Source organism: Rheinheimera sp. 4Y26 (assembly GCF_025245835.1).
Classification (GTDB): domain Bacteria; phylum Pseudomonadota; class Gammaproteobacteria; order Enterobacterales; family Alteromonadaceae; genus Pararheinheimera.
In genome coordinates this window covers 10,891-27,371 of the sequence record NZ_JAOBWS010000011.1, presented here as the reverse complement: position 1 = coordinate 27,371, position 16,481 = coordinate 10,891, and the positions used below count along the sequence as shown (strand labels likewise).

Annotated in this window: 17 protein-coding genes; 9 read left to right on the top strand and 8 right to left on the bottom strand. The window is 49.2% G+C overall.

Going from position 1 to position 16,481, the window contains the following annotated elements:
- Window positions 1-5 precede the first annotated feature (5 nt).
- The 9 genes from N3Z11_RS13895 (at window position 6) to ttcA (ending at window position 7,781) form a co-directional block, all read left to right on the top strand.
- A complete protein-coding gene (locus N3Z11_RS13895) occupies window positions 6-185 on the top strand; it encodes a CcoQ/FixQ family Cbb3-type cytochrome c oxidase assembly chaperone (protein ID WP_260657799.1) in 180 nt (59 codons plus the stop codon).
- Window positions 178-1,152: a cytochrome-c oxidase, cbb3-type subunit III gene (gene ccoP, locus N3Z11_RS13890; protein ID WP_260657798.1), complete on the top strand. Its 975-nt coding sequence runs from the start codon at window positions 178-180 to the stop codon at window positions 1,150-1,152. Before N3Z11_RS13895 ends, ccoP begins: the two co-directional genes overlap by 8 nt.
- A gap of 81 nt (window positions 1,153-1,233) precedes the next feature.
- On the top strand, window positions 1,234-1,713 hold the full coding sequence (locus N3Z11_RS13885; RefSeq protein WP_260657797.1) for a FixH family protein: 480 nt from the start codon (window positions 1,234-1,236) through the stop codon (window positions 1,711-1,713).
- 1 nt (window position 1,714) lies between these two features.
- On the top strand, window positions 1,715-4,120 hold the full coding sequence (locus tag N3Z11_RS13880; RefSeq protein ID WP_260657796.1) for a heavy metal translocating P-type ATPase: 2,406 nt from the start codon (window positions 1,715-1,717) through the stop codon (window positions 4,118-4,120).
- Entirely contained in the window at window positions 4,117-4,308 is a 192-nt protein-coding gene (gene ccoS / locus N3Z11_RS13875) for a cbb3-type cytochrome oxidase assembly protein CcoS (RefSeq protein ID WP_260657795.1), read from the top strand. Before N3Z11_RS13880 ends, ccoS begins: the two co-directional genes overlap by 4 nt.
- Window positions 4,292-4,984 carry a sulfite exporter TauE/SafE family protein gene (locus N3Z11_RS13870; RefSeq protein ID WP_260657794.1) on the top strand — a complete coding sequence of 231 codons (693 nt, stop codon included), beginning with the start codon at window positions 4,292-4,294 and terminating at the stop codon, window positions 4,982-4,984. Before ccoS ends, N3Z11_RS13870 begins: the two co-directional genes overlap by 17 nt.
- A 42-nt stretch (window positions 4,985-5,026) precedes the next feature.
- Window positions 5,027-5,743, top strand: coding sequence for a fumarate/nitrate reduction transcriptional regulator Fnr (gene fnr, locus N3Z11_RS13865; RefSeq protein ID WP_260657793.1), 717 nt, complete (start codon window positions 5,027-5,029; stop codon window positions 5,741-5,743).
- Between the two features lie 94 nt (window positions 5,744-5,837).
- Window positions 5,838-6,761, top strand: coding sequence for a universal stress protein UspE (gene uspE / locus N3Z11_RS13860; RefSeq protein WP_260657792.1), 924 nt, complete (start codon window positions 5,838-5,840; stop codon window positions 6,759-6,761).
- 90 nt (window positions 6,762-6,851) lie between these two features.
- Window positions 6,852-7,781, top strand: a complete 930-nt coding sequence (gene ttcA, locus N3Z11_RS13855; RefSeq protein ID WP_260657791.1) for a tRNA 2-thiocytidine(32) synthetase TtcA — start codon at window positions 6,852-6,854, stop codon at window positions 7,779-7,781.
- A 113-nt stretch (window positions 7,782-7,894) separates the two neighbouring features.
- Here the strand turns inward: ttcA and N3Z11_RS13850 are convergent, their stop codons facing one another.
- From N3Z11_RS13850 to N3Z11_RS13815, 8 genes are all read right to left on the bottom strand, one after another.
- Window positions 7,895-9,265 (bottom strand): phosphomannomutase CpsG, encoded by a 1,371-nt coding sequence (locus N3Z11_RS13850; RefSeq protein WP_260657790.1) that lies wholly within the window; start codon window positions 9,263-9,265, stop codon window positions 7,895-7,897.
- A gap of 1 nt (window position 9,266) precedes the next feature.
- Window positions 9,267-10,685, bottom strand: a complete 1,419-nt coding sequence (locus tag N3Z11_RS13845; RefSeq protein WP_260657789.1) for a mannose-1-phosphate guanylyltransferase/mannose-6-phosphate isomerase — start codon at window positions 10,683-10,685, stop codon at window positions 9,267-9,269.
- A gap of 195 nt (window positions 10,686-10,880) precedes the next feature.
- Window positions 10,881-11,822 (bottom strand): hypothetical protein, encoded by a 942-nt coding sequence (locus tag N3Z11_RS13840; protein WP_260657788.1) that lies wholly within the window; start codon window positions 11,820-11,822, stop codon window positions 10,881-10,883.
- A 72-nt stretch (window positions 11,823-11,894) separates the two neighbouring features.
- Entirely contained in the window at window positions 11,895-12,908 is a 1,014-nt protein-coding gene (locus N3Z11_RS13835; RefSeq protein ID WP_260657787.1) for an NAD-dependent epimerase, read from the bottom strand.
- A 164-nt stretch (window positions 12,909-13,072) separates the two neighbouring features.
- The gene (gene galU / locus N3Z11_RS13830; protein WP_260657786.1) at window positions 13,073-14,014 is read right to left on the bottom strand and encodes a UTP--glucose-1-phosphate uridylyltransferase GalU; all 942 of its coding nucleotides are present in this window, start codon (window positions 14,012-14,014) and stop codon (window positions 13,073-13,075) included.
- A gap of 175 nt (window positions 14,015-14,189) precedes the next feature.
- Entirely contained in the window at window positions 14,190-14,771 is a 582-nt protein-coding gene (locus N3Z11_RS13825; RefSeq protein ID WP_260657785.1) for a tRNA-uridine aminocarboxypropyltransferase, read from the bottom strand.
- Window positions 14,771-15,418, bottom strand: a complete 648-nt coding sequence (locus tag N3Z11_RS13820; protein ID WP_260657784.1) for a DUF2987 domain-containing protein — start codon at window positions 15,416-15,418, stop codon at window positions 14,771-14,773. Before N3Z11_RS13820 ends, N3Z11_RS13825 begins: the two co-directional genes overlap by 1 nt.
- On the bottom strand, window positions 15,418-16,290 hold the full coding sequence (locus N3Z11_RS13815; RefSeq protein WP_260657783.1) for a glucosaminidase domain-containing protein: 873 nt from the start codon (window positions 16,288-16,290) through the stop codon (window positions 15,418-15,420). Before N3Z11_RS13815 ends, N3Z11_RS13820 begins: the two co-directional genes overlap by 1 nt.
- Window positions 16,291-16,481 lie beyond the last annotated feature (191 nt).

The following is a 16,481-nucleotide window of genomic DNA, read 5'->3' as shown; positions in this document are numbered from 1 at the left end:
TCCTTATGGACTACGCAACCATTCACAGCTTTTATACCGTGATTATTTTGGTGGCCTTTGTTGGACTTCTGGTTTGGGTGTTTTTAATCAAGCGCAAACCAGATTTCGACGATGCAGCAAACGCAATCTTTGCTGACGAACAAAAGTCACAACAAAAACAACAACAGGAGTCGGATCATGAGTAGCTTTTGGAGTGCTTGGATCACAATTTTAACGATCGCATGTATCGTGTTATGTACTGTGTTATTAACATGGAACTTAAAAAACCATGTGGGTGTTGAAGAAGGCAAAACCACAGGTCATGAGTTTGATGGTATCGAAGAAATTAACAACCCACTGCCAAAGTGGTGGACCATTATGTTCTACGCAACCATCGTCTGGTCGGTATTTTATTTTGCCGCCTACCCTGGCCTTGGTAACTTCAAAGGCTTTTTAGGCTGGACCAGCTCTAACCAGGGCGTAAAGTCTTTAGCAGAATCAAAAGCCGCCATTGAAGCGCAAAAAGCTGCAGGTACACCTTCTCAGCTGGACCGCGAATACATGAAAGCAGACGAAACTTTTGCCAAAGAGTTTGCTAAATATACCAGCCGCCCAATTGAAGAACTGGCGTACGACACTCAGGCGCTGAAAGTAGGTCAACGTTTGTTCCTGCAAAACTGCGCCCAATGTCACGGCTCTGATGCCCGTGGTCAGCGTGGTTTCCCGAACCTGACCGACAACGACTGGTTATACGGCGGTACTGTTGACAAGATCAAAGAAACCCTGCTGTATGGCCGTAAAGCCGCCATGCCAGCCTGGGGTGAAGCTTTGGGTGAACAGGGCGTGAAAGAAATGACCGCTTACGTACTGAGTTTGTCTGGCCGTAAAGTGAACGACAAAGACGCTGCCGCTGGTAAAGCCAAGTTTGGTATGTGTGCTGCCTGTCACGGTGCGGACGGTAAAGGTAGTCTGGCGCACAACCTGCCATTTGGGGCGCCAAACCTGACCGACAACACCTGGTTATATGGTGGTTCAGCCGGTTCAATCGAAACCACGCTGCTTAAAGGCCGCAATGGTGTAATGCCAGCCTTTAAAGATACGCTGGGTGAAGATAAAATCCACGTGATCACCGCTTACGTATACCGGTTGTCACGTCCGGACGACACCAAATAACCGGTTGTGACCGGATAAGCGTTCAACCGCTGCAATAAGCCCCGCTGTCGGGGCTTATTGTTATGCAGCAGAGGAAAACCGATGTTAAGCAAACCCTGGTATAAACAATTCTGGCCCTGGGCACTGATCGCCCTGCCGTTGCTAACCATGTTTAAAGCCGCCCACACTATTTACATTATGAACCTGCAAAAGCCGGATTTAGTGGTGGATGACTATTATGCTGAAGGCAAAGCCATCAATATGAATCTGGCGAAATACCGCGAAGCTGCACTTCGCAATTTACAAGCCAATATTCTGATTGCCGCCGACAAAGCCGTGGTGCGTTTTGCCAGTAATCCGGTGCTGGGCGACACCCTTGACCTGCAATTTGTGCATAACACTGTGGCCGCCAAAGACTTTGTGGTGAAAGCTGAGCGCAGTGGCGAAAACTTATATATCACCCAACTGCCAGCCACTTTAACCGGCAAATGGAAGCTGGTACTGACCGACAACAGCCAGCAGTGGAAACTGCGCGCTGAATTAACGCTACCGCACAACGGTGAAATCAAACTGACCTATTAAGATGACAAAAGCTGTGGTGCAACCCTGTTTTCACTGTAACGACCCGGTGCCAGAGCGCAGTAACTTTGTGCTGGACTTTGATGGTCAGCAACGTCATTTTTGCTGCCCGGGCTGTGAAGCCGTCGCCCAGAGTATTATCTCGCAGGGTCTTGGCGATTATTACCGTTTTCGCACTGCACCTGCCAATAAAGCCACACCGCTGCCGGAAAAACTACAGCAACAACTGCAAAGTTATGACAATGCCGATGTACTGGGTGACTTAACCACCAAAGATGGGCAGTGGCAGCAGGTTGAGCTTTCAATTAGCGGCATGAGCTGCGCTGCCTGTGCCTGGCTGATAGAAAAACAGCTGAAGCAGCACCCGGCAGTGGCCAGCGCTTCGGTGAATTCTTCAACTTCGCGTTGTGCACTGCGTTTTGATCCTAACCAAACACCACTGAGTACCTTACTCAAAGGTATCGCTGAATTGGGTTATCAGGCCAGCCCTTTTATTGCCGACAACGAAGAGCAGCATTATCAGCAGGAAATGCGGGCTTACCTCAAGCGTCTGGCCGTTTCCGGCATTATGTCGATGCAGGTGATGATGCTGGCCTTTGGTCTGTATTTTGGCGAATACACCGGCATAGAGCAGCAATACGAAGGTTATCTGCGCTGGATAAGCCTGCTGCTGACATTACCCGTGATGGTGTTTGCCGCAGCGCCATTTAGCCAGAGTGCCTGGCGTGCGCTCAAAGCGCGCGAGCTGAATATGGACGTGCCTATCGTACTGGCACTCTATTACACCTTTTTAGCATCGGTCTACGCCACCGTCAGTCACAGTGGTGAAGTGTATTTTGAATCCGTCTGTATGTTTGTGTTTTTACTGCAGCTGGGTAAGTTTTTTGAATTCCGCGCCCGTAAACAAGCGCGTGATGCCACCAGTAATCTGCTCAAAGTGATGCCGGTCAGTGCCTGGTTATGGGATGGTCAGCAGGCCACTGCCACTTCAGCAAGACGCTTAACGCCAGGAGCGCTGATTTTAGTCAAAGCCGGCGAAACCATACCGGCAGATGGCATGATTCAAAGCGGCCAAAGCAGTACCGACGAATCGATGTTGACCGGTGAATACCGCGCTATTACCAAACAACCAGGTGACACTGTGCTTGCCGGTAGTGTGAACCATGACGGCGTGTTAGTGGTTCAGGTGCAAAAAGCGCTGACAGAGTCCAGACTTGGCCAGATTATTCTGCTGCAACAACAAACCCTGCATCAAAAACCGCAACTGCTGGAAAAAACGGATAAAATTGCCCGTTTTTTTGTGCAGCGATTATTGATCATCGCCACCCTGACCTTTGGCATCTGGTACTTTTTTATTGATCCCGATCGTGCCTTCTGGGTGACTTTATCTGTGCTGGTTGCCACCTGCCCCTGCGCCCTGAGTCTGGCAACCCCAACCGCCATTACCTGCGCTTTGGCACGACTGAACCGCAAAGGTATTCTGATTAAAAACCAGCAGGTGCTGGAAGTATTGCCAAAACTGAACCGGGTGTTTTTTGATAAAACCGGCACCCTGACGCAGGGCCGCTTTAGTGTGCGTCACTTCAGGCTGCATCAAAGTCCATACAGCGCCGAAGAGCTGACAAACCTGATTGCCAATCTCGAAGCTTATTCTGAACATCCAATAGCCCGCGCTTTTAGCGGACATCTGAGCTCACAACTCCAACTGAGCGAAGTTGAATTGCAGGTTGGTGCCGGTTTATCGGCGCTATGGCTACCTGCACAGGCAGCGGCACCTGTCAGAGTGAAAGTGGGCAGTGCAGCATTTTGTCAGCAGGCGCAAACAGAAGCTCAGGTATATTGCACTATCAATGACAAGCTTGCAGCCTCTGTTGAATTGTCGGATGCGCTGCGCCCTGAAACCGGCACTCTGATGCAAAGTTTAAAAAATCTTCATATTCAAAGCAGCATTATCACCGGTGACAGCTCAGCGCAGGCAGAAGAAGTCGCCAACAGCCTTGGTGTACAACAGCTGTGGAAATCCTGCACACCTGAGCAAAAAGTTGAGCATATTCAAAACGCTGTTGCTGCAGGGGATACTGTCCTGATGGTCGGTGACGGCATTAACGACAGCCCCAGCTTTCATGCGGCCCATGTTTCTGTTGCGCTGGACTCAGGCACCGATTTATCAAAAAACCAGGCTGATGTGGTGCTGCTGCATAACGATTTGTCGTTATTGTCCGAACTCATCGCCGGGGCAAAACTGGCGAAAAAAGTAGTGCGGCAGAATTTGCTCTGGGCTGTGGGTTATAATCTGGTGATTATACCTTTGGCAGTCTGCGGTTTTGTTTCACCTTATGTAGCTGTGATTGGTATGTCGTTCAGCTCCTTATTGGTGGTTTCCAATTCACTCAGGTTATTAAAACAATGAGTATTATCTCCGTATTAATTCCAATTGCCGTGTTGTTTGTCATTCTGGGGCTGGCTGTCTTTTTCTGGGCGGTGAAATCTAAACAGTTTGATGACCTCGACAAAGAAGCTTTTAGTATTTTGTTTGACGAAAAACAGCAAAAGCCTGAGGCAGCAAGCCCAAAGAAAGACGATGATCACCCCCTTTGAACTAGTGTCAGCCCTGTTACCTGCGCTACTGATTGGCTTTTTAGGCAGTGGTCATTGTCTGGTGATGTGTGGCGGTATTGTAAGCGCCTTACAAATGATGATGCCGGGCCAGAGCAACAGTGCAAAACTCAAACTGCAACTGGCGTTAAGTGCCGGACGCATCAGCAGCTATGTCATTTTTGGCGCTTTTGCCGGTTGGCTCGGTATGCAAGGCATGCAGCTGCTTGGCACCGGAAAACCAGTGCTGCAACTGCTGTCTGGCCTGATGTTGCTGTTGATGGCACTTTATGTCAGCAGACTTTGGACTGGTCTCACCGCGCTTGAAGCTCTGGGCAAAAAGTTGTGGCGTTATGTGCAGCCGCTGTCAGCACGTTTGTTACCACTGGATTCAGCAGTAAAGGCATTTGGTTATGGCCTGTGCTGGGGATATTTGCCTTGTGGTCTGGTGTATTCAGCCCTGGCATGGTCGCTTGCCAGCGGCTCTGCAAGTATGGGGGCCTGGTGGATGCTGGGTTTTGGTCTGGGCACTTTGCCGGCTTTGCTGCTGGCAGGGCAAGCAGCCGCAAAGGTGCAACAACTTAAAAACCATATTTGGGTACGTTTTGCGGTAGCCATACTGCTTGGCGCCTATGGTTTGCAGACAATTTACCTTGCACTTCGCCGCTTAGTTTTTTAAGCTGGTCAGGTATTATTTGGCATTAAAATGGAAACCTTTGTAATGAGCTCTTCGTCTATTAATTGCCAGGATTGTGGCTTTAGCCAGTTATGTTTGCCTTTTTCACTGAACGAAGCCGAACTTGATAAACTTGACGATATCATTCAGCGCAAACGCCCGTCTCATAAGGGTGACCACCTGTTTGAAGCTGGGAAACCACTACAGGCACTTTATGCAGTGCGCACCGGCTCCTTTAAAACCTATACCCTGACCGAACAAGGGGAAGAGCAAATTACCGGCTTTCATTTACCGGGCGATGTGATTGGTTTTGACGCTATTGGCAGCCAGCAGCATCCAAGTTATGCCCAGGCACTGGAAACGGCCATGGTGTGCGAAATTCCGTTTCATACGCTGGAATCCTTATTAGATCAGCTGCCAAAACTGCGTCAGCAATTGATGCGGCTGATGAGCCAGGATATCTCCGGCGATCAACAAATGATGTTGTTATTAAACCGCAAAACCGCTGAAGAAAAACTGGCCGCCTTTTTAACCAATTTGGCGCAGCGTTTTGGCAATCGTGGTTTTTCCAAAAAAGAGTTCCGTTTAACCATGACACGCGGTGAAATTGGCAATTATCTCGGTTTAACTGTTGAAACCATCAGCCGCTTGCTGGGCCGTTTTCATAAAGACGAGCTTATTCATGTGGATGGTAAACTCATTGTGATCACCAACTTTGAAGCCCTGAGTAAAGTTGCAGGTATGGCCAAAATCGCTAGTTAACGGCGATTTTGATCCAGGTTAAGGTTCGCCTGCCAGAAAACCGATATGTTGGCTACACTTTAACCACAAGTGTAAATTCAACCGGGAGAATGACATGGCAACTTATCAGGATGTGCTGGTGGTGCTCGACCCCAGCCAACAAGAACAAAAAGCGCTGGCCCGCGCGCTGGAACTGGCCGAACACACTGCTTGTCGCCTCACTGCGTTTTTATCCATTTACGATTTTTCTTATGAAATGACCACCATGCTCTCAGGCGAAGAGCGAGAGTCTATGCGTCAGGCCGTAATTTCCGACCGCGAACTCTGGATCAGTGAACTGGTGGCTCCGGCAAGAGCGAAAGGCATGGCGGTGAGCATTTCTGTGGTCTGGCACAACAGGCCTTTTGAAGCCATTGTGAATGCTGTGAATCAGCATCAATACGATTTAGTGATCAAAGGCACTCACAACCATGATGTGCTCAAATCGATGATTTTTACCCCAACCGACTGGCATATTCTGCGTAAATGCCCCTGCCCTGTACTGCTGGTGAAAGAACACGCCTGGCCAAGTCAGGGTAAAATTCTGGCAGCAGTGAATGCAGGTAGCGAGCAGCCCCATCATATTGAACTGAATAAACGTATTATCCTGCAGGCTCAGGCTATTGCCGCCATGCTTAAAGGCGAAGTGCATCTGGTGAACGCTTATCCTGGCACGCCTGTGCATGTCGCCATTGAAATTCCGGAATTTAATCCGGCTGAATACAATGACAACATGAAACATCACCATCAGCAGGCCGTGGCTGAACTGGCGGCTAAATTTGCCATCCCAACCAGCCAGACCCATGTACTTGAAGGCATGCCCGAAGACGTGATCCCGAGAGTGGCCGAGAGCCTGGATGCCGAAATGCTGGTGATTGGCACCATAGGCCGCACTGGTTTATCAGCCGCTATTATCGGCAATACTGCAGAGCATGTGATTGACCGGCTCGATTGTGACGTGCTGGCACTTCGCCCGGACGCTCATGTGCTGGCTCCTTAAAGTTACTCCCTTTGATTCTTTGTATTGCGGATTGGCAAAAGGCGCCAATCCGCTATAATGTGCGCCATTTTTTCGTGATCTGGTGTTGTTATGTCACATGCTGCAGAAGCCAAAGCCCAATACAATCTGAATAAATTGCATAAACGTTTGCGCCGTGGTGTCGGCCAGGCGATAGCCGACTTTGGCATGATTGAAGCGGGTGACAAAGTGATGGTCTGCTTGTCCGGTGGCAAAGACAGCTACACCCTGCTGGATATTCTGCTGAACCTGCAACAATCTGCACCTGTTGATTTTTCGATAGTGGCGGTGAATCTGGATCAAAAACAGCCAGGCTTTCCTGCTGACGTATTGCCGGGTTATTTAAGCCAGATTGGTGTTGACTTTAAAATTGTCACCGAAGATACCTACAGCATCGTCAAAGACAAAATTCCGGAAGGCAAAACCACCTGTTCGCTCTGTTCAAGGTTACGCCGTGGCATTTTATACCGCACCGCCAAAGAACTGGGCGCCACTAAAATTGCACTGGGCCATCACCGCGACGACATGATTGAAACCATGTTTTTAAACATGTTTTATGGTGGAAAAATGAAATCAATGCCGCCAAAACTGCAAAGCGACAATGGTGAACATATTGTGATTCGCCCGCTGGCCTATTGCCGTGAAAAAGACATTGAAAAGTACTCTGTGGCCAAAGGTTTTCCAATTATCCCATGCAACCTCTGTGGCTCACAGGATGGCCTGCAACGTCAGGTAGTCAAAGAAATGCTGCAGGATTGGGATAAACGTTTCCCTGGCCGCATTGAGACTATGTTCCAGGCCATGCAGAACATAGTGCCTTCTCATATGATTGATAAAAACCTGTTTGATTTCACCGCAGTGCGCCATGGGGTGGTGGTCGCTGAAGGGGATACCGCTTTTGATAAAGTCGAAGTGCCCAAGGTACCTGTAGGTTTAATTGATGCCGATGATGAGCAGGACACAGCGAGCGCTGTGCAAATTCAGCGGATTGAACTGGCATAATCCGCTTGTTGTTCTGACTGTGCTCATAAAAAATCCGGCTTTGCCGGATTTTTTATTTTCATCTTTTCGCTCAGGAATAACCGGTCTGCCATTGTCAGCCAGACCTCGCCAGGTTAGCCCTGCTGCAACAAAGCCGATAACTCAGCCGTTTTGGCCTGCATCAGTGCAATATCCCCCCTGCTTTCTACATTGAGACGCACCAGAGGTTCGGTATTGGAACTTCTTAAATTAAAACGCCAGTTAGCAAATTCCACACTAATACCATCGGTGTGATCAACCTTGAGCGCCTGCGACTGATACAAAGCCAACACTTCAGCCAGTTTGGCTGCGGGATTAGCAATAGTGAAGTTAATCTCGCCTGAGGATGGAAAAGCGGCAATCCGCTGTTGCACCATGGCAGATAAGCTGGTGTTTTTTACACATAAAAGCTCAGCTACCAACAGCCATGGGATCATGCCGCTGTCACAATAGGCAAAATCGCGAAAATAATGATGGGCACTCATTTCACCACCATAAACCGCATCTTCTTTGCGCATCCGCTCTTTAATAAAGGCATGCCCAGTTTTGGACTGCACAGCAATACCGCCAGCTTTCTCAACTAAATCAATGGTGCTCCAGCAGAGGCGCGGGTCGTGAATAATACGCGCTCCCGGGTTCTTTTGTAAAAACGCCTCCGCCAGCAAACCAACAATGTAATAACCCTCGATAAAAGCGCCGGTTTCATCAAACAAAAAACAGCGGTCAAAATCACCGTCCCAGGCCACACCAAAATCGGCCTGATGCGCCAGCACTGCCGCTGCAGTATCAGCGCGGTTTTCCGGCAATAACGGATTTGGAATGCCGTTGGGGAAAGTTGCATCGGGTTCGTGATGCACTTTGACAAACTCGATAGGAATACCCTGTTGACTAAAAGCCTGCTCAAGCGCATCCACCACATGGCCGGCAGCTCCATTGCCGGAATTCACCACGATTTTCAGTGGTTTGAAGTTTTCCGCTTTGATGTAACCAAGCAAATGTTCAACAAAATCGGCGAGGATTGACTGCTGACGGTAACAGCCTCTGCGACTGACCTCTGCAAAGTTACCCTGCTCAGCCAGTTGTTTGATCTCGAGTAAACCGCTGTCGGAGCTGATGGGTCTGGCGCCTTGTTGCACCAGCTTCATGCCGTTGTAATCCAGCGGGTTGTGACTGGCGGTCACTTCTATCCCACCACAAACGCCTAAATGAAAAGTAGCAAAATACACTTCTTCGGTGCCGGTCATGCCAAGGTCAATCACATCAACACCGGCATCCATCAAACCATCGGCCAGCGCCAGTTTCAACGCTTCAGAGGTGGCGCGTACATCACCGCCCAGCACCACTATTTTTGCTTGCTGATACTGGCCAAAAGCACGACCAATACGATAAGCAACGTCGGTATCGAGCTGCTCACCCAGCTTGCCGCGAATATCATAAGCTTTAACACAATCAATTTTGCGATACATCTTATGTCCTGCCATAACGGTCTTCAAAACGCACTATGTCGTCTTCTCCCAGATAAGAGCCAGACTGCACTTCAATCAGCTCCAGCGGCACCTTGCCCGGATTTTCCAGGGCATGAACTGCAGTAATTGGAATATACACCGACTGGTTTTCGGTCAGGAACTTATCAACACCATCAATGGTCACCTTGGCGGTGCCAGACACCACTATCCAGTGTTCGGCACGGTGATGATGCATTTGCACCGACAGCTTAGCGCCTGGTTTTACCGTAATACGCTTCACCTGAAAACGGCTGCCATGGTCAATAGAGTCATATTTGCCCCAGGGTCGGTACACTTCGCGGTGGAAAGTCGCCTCCGGCCTTTGTGACGCTTTGAGCTGATTCACAATTGCTTTAACATCCTGCGCCTTGTCTTTATGCGCCACCAGTACTGCATCTTTGGTGCTGATCACCACAAGATCGCTAACCCCCACTGTGGCAATCAACTGCTCTTCGCTGCGGATAAAACAATTTTGGGTATGATCGGTCAGAATATCGCCCTGTAACACGTTGCCAGCCTGGTCTTTGTCAGCCACCTGCCACAATGCAGCAAAACCACCCACATCGTTCCAGCCGGCATCCAGCGGCACCACCACCACTTCGCCAGACTGAGTTGCCGTCAGCGGCTCCATAATAGCGTAATCAATCGAATCTTCCGGACAGGCCATAAAAGCCTCTTTATTAATGCGGATAAAATCCAGATCCGGTGTTTGTTCACTGAGCGCAGCCTGACAGGCCTGATAAATATCTGGCCGGAATTTTTTCAGCTGCTGCAAATACACAGAAGCGCGGAACATAAACATGCCGCTGTTCCAATAATATTCACCGCTGGCAAGGTATTGCTCTGCGGTTGGCAAGTCGGGTTTTTCGACAAAAGATTGCACCAGATAAGCCTGTTCAGCTGGACCACCACGGCGGATGTAACCATAACCTGTTTCGGCATGGCCTGGCACTATGCCAAAAGTGACCAGTTTACCGGCACTGGCAAATTGTTCCGCCTGCACCACAGCCCGCTGAAATGCTGTGGTGTCGCAAATCACATGATCAGCCGCCAGCACCAGCAATAATGGGTCTTCGCCATGCTGACAGGCTTTGAGCGCGGCCAGCGCAATAGCAGGTGCGGTATTACGGCCAACCGGCTCCAGCAAAATGGTGCCTTCTGTTACGGACAACTGCCGCAGCTGCTCAGCTGCAATAAAACGATGCTCTTCGTTACAGATGAGCAAAGGTGCACTGTGAGCTAAGCCCTGCAACCTTAACAAGGTTTGTTGCAACATGGTGTGGCTGCCGGTCAGCGCCAGAAATTGTTTTGGATAGTTGCCGCGTGACAGCGGCCACAAACGCGTCCCTGAACCGCCGGCCATGATAACAGGCATAAACATGGTGATTTCCTTTTAATATAAGCTGTGTTGTGCTCAGTCTGTCTGGCAGTCTGCGCAGTGTCAACTGACGCCTTTTAATGTCAATTGACAGTTTTATGATCTAAGCCGCTTCAAATAATAGTGTTTGTTGCCAAAGGCTTTTGTCTGGCTGATAGCCCCGTTAAGCTCTTTTAAAAAGCTCAGCTGAAGTCGCCGTTAAATTTCAAGATGGCGCCAGTCCAGCCAATGGCTACCGCTGTTGTTTTGCAGCTGCACACCTGTGGGTCTGATATCGGTGATCAATCCCTGCGGAATAGTCATACCGGTGCGAAGCGCCGCCAGACGCTCTGCCCTTTGCCGTTTGGCACGGGCCGATGGATCTGCCCCCGCTTTGAGTAACATAGCCGCAAGCTCAGAGCCTTCAGGCACCAACAACAACGGCGTGTCTTTAAATTCAAAGGTGGCACCAACAGGATGCACCGCATTACGCAGCTGACCATCATCTGGCAAAGCGCCAAGCTGAAGCAGCTCGCGGACTAATGGCGTTACAGCCTGTGGCAAAAACTGATTACTCAGAAGCTGATAAAGCACAGGCGCATCACCACTGCGATAACGCAGTACAGCACGGTTGACATAAGGCTTAAACAGCTGCAGCAGTTGCAGCGACATTGCCGGATCGCGGTGAATATCGGCTGTAATGCCGGCATAAAAAGCCGCTTTACCCGGCAGCTGACCCTGACGCATCAGCGCTTTGACCAGACTTATCTGGCCATAAGCAGCGGCCTGTACCAAAGCGTTATTCTGCTCAGCGTCAGCCACTGCAATAAAGGCCGGCTCAGCACCGAGCGCAAGCGCCTGCTCTGCCAAATCAAACTGACGTTTTTGCATCAGACACTGAAACAGCGTCTGATAATCCGACCTGATATTCGCCGGTAGCTGAAACTCTTTGACCAGCAGCAACGCCTTATCACAACGGCCATTTCTAAAGACTTGCTCAGCAAGAGCGGCAAGCTCAGTTTTATTAAACTGTTGCGACTTCACCTGCTGCAAAAATACTTCATTGTTTTGTTTTAGTGCGCCGGAGCTATAAACAAACTGTTCCGGAGTACTTTTGCACCCCAGCAGAAATAACACGAACACCCAGCATAAACGATTCATCCCGACCTCTTTTATCTGATTAAGCGCCAAGGCGCATTCCCGGTATTTTAAGAGAGCGGCAGCAAGCGCGCCTCAGTTGTGGTTATGATAGGTTTTAAACCAATCGACAAAATGTTGTATACCCAGAGACAGTGGCGTTTGGGGCTTAAAACCAACCAACTGCTCAAGTTGATGGACATCAGCAAAGGTTTGATACACATCGCCTGCTTGCATTGGCAGGTAATTTTTCCGGGCTTTGATACCGGCCGCCGCTTCAATAGCACTGATAAAATCCTCCAGCGCCACCGGCTGGTTATTACCTATGTTGTACAGGGCGTAATAAGGATTGTTTTGGTTCTGCAGCGGGTAACCTGCACTCCCAGGCAATTTATCCTGCACCCGCAGAATACCTTCAACAATATCATCGATATAAGTGAAGTCCCGCATCAGCTTGCCATGGTTGTACACGTCAATCTGCTGTCCGGCCAAAATGGCTTTGGTAAATTTCCAGGGCGCCATGTCTGGTCTGCCCCAGGGGCCGTAGACAGTAAAAAAGCGCAACCCGGTGCAGGGCAACTGATACAAATGGCTATAGGTATGCGCCATCAGCTCGTTGGATTTTTTGGTGGCGGCATATAACGAAATGGGGGTATCCACAGCATCAGTTTCGCTAAAAGGCACTTTTTGCTGATTGCCATACACCGAACTTGAGCTGGCATACACCAGATGTTCAACCTTATGATGACGACAACCTTCCAGAACCGTCATCATACCAACCAGGTTGGAATCGACATAAGCCATTGGATTGTCGATAGAATAACGAACACCGGCCTGAGCACCGAGGTGGATCACCCGCTGAAATTTTTCACTGGCAAAAAGCGCGGCCATGCCGGCTCTATCGCTTAAATCCAGTGGTATAAAACGAAAGTGATGCTGTTGAGCGGCAGGTAAAGCAGCCTGAATACGCGCCAGTCTGGCCTCTTTCAGTGCAACATCATAATAGTCATTCAGATTATCAAGCCCGACCACCTGATGGCCCAGGGCACAAAGTTGCTGTGCCACCTGACTGCCGATAAAACCAGCAGCGCCTGTTACTAAAAACTTCATAAAACATCCGTTATTGTCAGATTTGAGCAGTGATTGAACTAAGCGGTGGCAAAAACCACATCAAAGAGCTGCATTACTTCTGGCTGGTACTGCTCAATCCATTTGAACCGGCAGAAGTTAAAAAGCCGTCTCCATCTGGCGGATACGGCACAGGCTCAAGCGGTTTAATCCGCCAGCAGCTGAGCTAACTTTTGTTTAAACTCGGCGCCAAAAGCGGAGCGCAGCGCATATTCGGCATTAGCCAGCGCATAACCCAGCTTATTGCCGCAGTCATGTGACTTGCCTTTAATATGATAAGCTTCAATCACTTCCAGCAAGCGCAACTGATGCAGCGCGTCAGTCAGCTGAATTTCATCACCGGCGCCCGGTGGTGTAAAGGCTAATAAGTCCCAGATGGTCGGAGACAAAATATAACGGCCGGTAATGGCAAAATTGCTTGGCGCTTCATCCAGATCCGGTTTTTCCACCATATCCACCACCGGCACACTCTGGCCCTGGCTTAAAGGTGCACCGGCTAAATCGACCACCCCATACTGATTGACCAGGTGCTGTGGCACAGGCTCCACCATGATCTGGCTGTGACCGGTTTCATGGTATCTTTTGATCATTTCCGCCAGGTTGTCTTTTTTCAGATTGCTGTGGTATTGATCAACAATCACATCCGGCAATAAAACCGCAAAAGGATGATTACGTACAACAGGACGCGCGCACAAAATTGCGTGGCCAAGACCCAGCGCTTGTGGCTGACGTACTGAAATCACAGTGACGTTTTTTGGTGTGATATTGCGCACTTCATCCAGTAACTGCCGTTTCACCCGTTTTTCCAGTGCTGCTTCTAATTCAAAACTGGTATCAAAATGGTTTTCAATACTGTTTTTTGAAGAATGGGTCACCAGCACAATTTCGGTAATACCGGCGGCAACAGCTTCCTGCACTACGTATTGGATCAGCGGTTTATCAACAATGGTCAGCATTTCTTTAGGCATGGCTTTGGTGGCAGGCAACATACGGGTGCCAAGGCCAGCCACAGGGATCACCGCACGGGTAACTTTTTTATCATCTTCCGGGCGGTTTAATAACGAAGTGTGCGGATGTTTAGTATCCATCTGAGTGGTCCCATTCCATAGTGGAAAATACAATTGCTTATGGAACCGCATGATAGCAGAAAAGTTTTTAACTTCCCTCTACTTCCGCTTCGGTCATAAGGCAAAAACTTCACAGAAAAAACCGGTAAAAACGGTATATACACTTTGCTAAAACAGCGGATATATCAGACTCAGCTCAGGGACGCTGATTAAAGCTGTCAAACGAGCTTTGCAACAGCAAAGCTTCCGACGACAGGCCAAAAGCCTTGAGCAGCAGAACCACAGTCTCAGCGGTGCACCAGCCGTCATTGGTTTGGTTACGTCTGAGCACATATTCAGAAGGCCGGGCCGACTCAAGCCGCAGCGCCGGAATATGTTGCAGGTAAGGGCTTTGGTTATACATTTTGCGGGCCAGCTGCCAGGTTGCATCCAATAAAATCAACTGAATACGCCGCTCCTGCAGCCCATCCAACTGTTGTTGGTGTTGCTCAGCATGCCGCCAGTGCAATTGCCAGTGGTCGACATTAAGTGGCTGCGCTTTGGCAGATGGGTAAACCAGTACAGTATATTGCTCTGACAAGCTTTTGATTAAAGATACATCAGGTGCCACTCTGGACCACAGCAGTCTTTGCACCCTGATAGCTCCGGTCATCAAGGCTTGTTGCACCAGCACGCCGGTATTGCTGCTTTTTTGGTATTCGCTGCTGTGGGTCAGCAACACTATATCAAGGCCGCCCCGCCAGTCGGCAGGAGACAATACGGCTGCAGCGTTGTCCATTATCTTGGCAGCAGCGGCAGTGCCAGCTGTGGCGCCTGATTAAATTCAAGTTGCAATTCACCCGCCAATTGCGCTGTGCCGGTTAAATCCAGCGTGCATTGTGTGGAGGCACATTGCACTTTGGCAGCCAGTTCAGAGCCTGATGACAATAACACCGCTTCTTTGTCAAAGTGCAGGCTAAGCCCGGTCATTTCCGGTAAAAAATATTTACCAAGACCTGCCAGCTCTTTTAATAAAGCATCAAATTGCTGATGCATTTGCCTGAGCTGCGAAAGTTTTATGGTTGCATCCAGCGGCATCCGGCTGCGCAAACGGAAATTCAGATCACAAGGTACCGCATTTGCCGGCTGCTGCAGCACAATCAGCGCCTTACGGTTATTGAGTAGCTCTGAATAAGGCAAGATCAATTCGCCATTGGCAGCCACTGTTAAAGGCTCATCACTGATGTCGGTGGTGATCCTGGCGCCGGTCAGTTCACAAGGCTGTTGTGTGCCCTGACGCTGCAACATAAAAGCCAGCGTAATAGCGCTGTATTCGGCTTTTTCACTTTTTTTCAGCCGGGCATAAAAACCGTCGTAATTAAACTGGGTATTGGCCAGCGCTGGTACACTCAGCACCAACGCCAGCAGGCTGCACAACAACCGCATTAGCTTTCTTCCATAAATTTGTGATTCGCAGCAATCATATCGCGGATTTCGCTGACATAAGATTCACCGCGCTCTGAATAACGGATCAAACCTTGTGCCAGCTTCTGACCTGTGACTTTACCTTCTTGTTTACGAATTTCAGCGCGGATAGCACGTAAATCGTCATAGACATAAAAGGTATTCAGATTATAAAAGTAGGCGTTAACGCTGGCAGCAATGTCTTTAAACATCGCCACTTCATGATATTTGCCGGCGGGACGTTTGGCAGGCACAAAACCACAACCGGCTTTAAAACACCACTGGCCAAAAAAGTTAAAACCGTCGGTGGCAAAACGACTGGAACCCCAACCTGATTCTTTTGCCGCCTGTGTTAATACCAGGCTGCTTGGGATCACATCCACCCGGCTTAATAAGTCGTTGATCCCGGCATCATCGGCTTCCGGGTAATCTACTTTAAATTCATCAAACAGGCTGTAGATAAAGGCGTATTCTTCCAGTGTCAGTTCTTGTTTTTTGCTGCGTTTTTGTTGTAATTCAACAATTTGCGCGCGAAGCTTTAATAAACGGCTGTTTTCGCGTTCGATAAAAGGTTCCAGATATTCAAAAAAAGCCTTTTTGCGTTTGGCGGTATCTTTAATAGCGGCAAAATCCGGCACTGCGGTTAAAGCCGGCATATGCTGCGGGTAAGTCAGGCGCGCCAGCAATTTTTTCTGATCAGCGCTGTCCAGCGCAGAGATCCGGCTTGGCATCTGCCAACCGGCAAGTTCTTGAGCATCCGCCACAGGATCTGAGCGTAAGAACGGATAGGCAGCTGCGAGCAGCACAACAAAAGCGACACCCGCTTGCGCCGTTGTTTTTAGCCATAACTTCATAACCAACTTTCCTCTGTACAAATACCCTTCAGCTGTTCGTATGACGAACCCTGAATGTAAGTTTGCCGACATCATTTTGTCTGGGTTGGTCATTTTAACCACTGTAACCGGCTTTTTCGACCAAAACTTAGTGTTAAGTCCAAAATGTTCTAAGAGTAAAAATTCAACCTATTGATTATAAAGCAAAATAA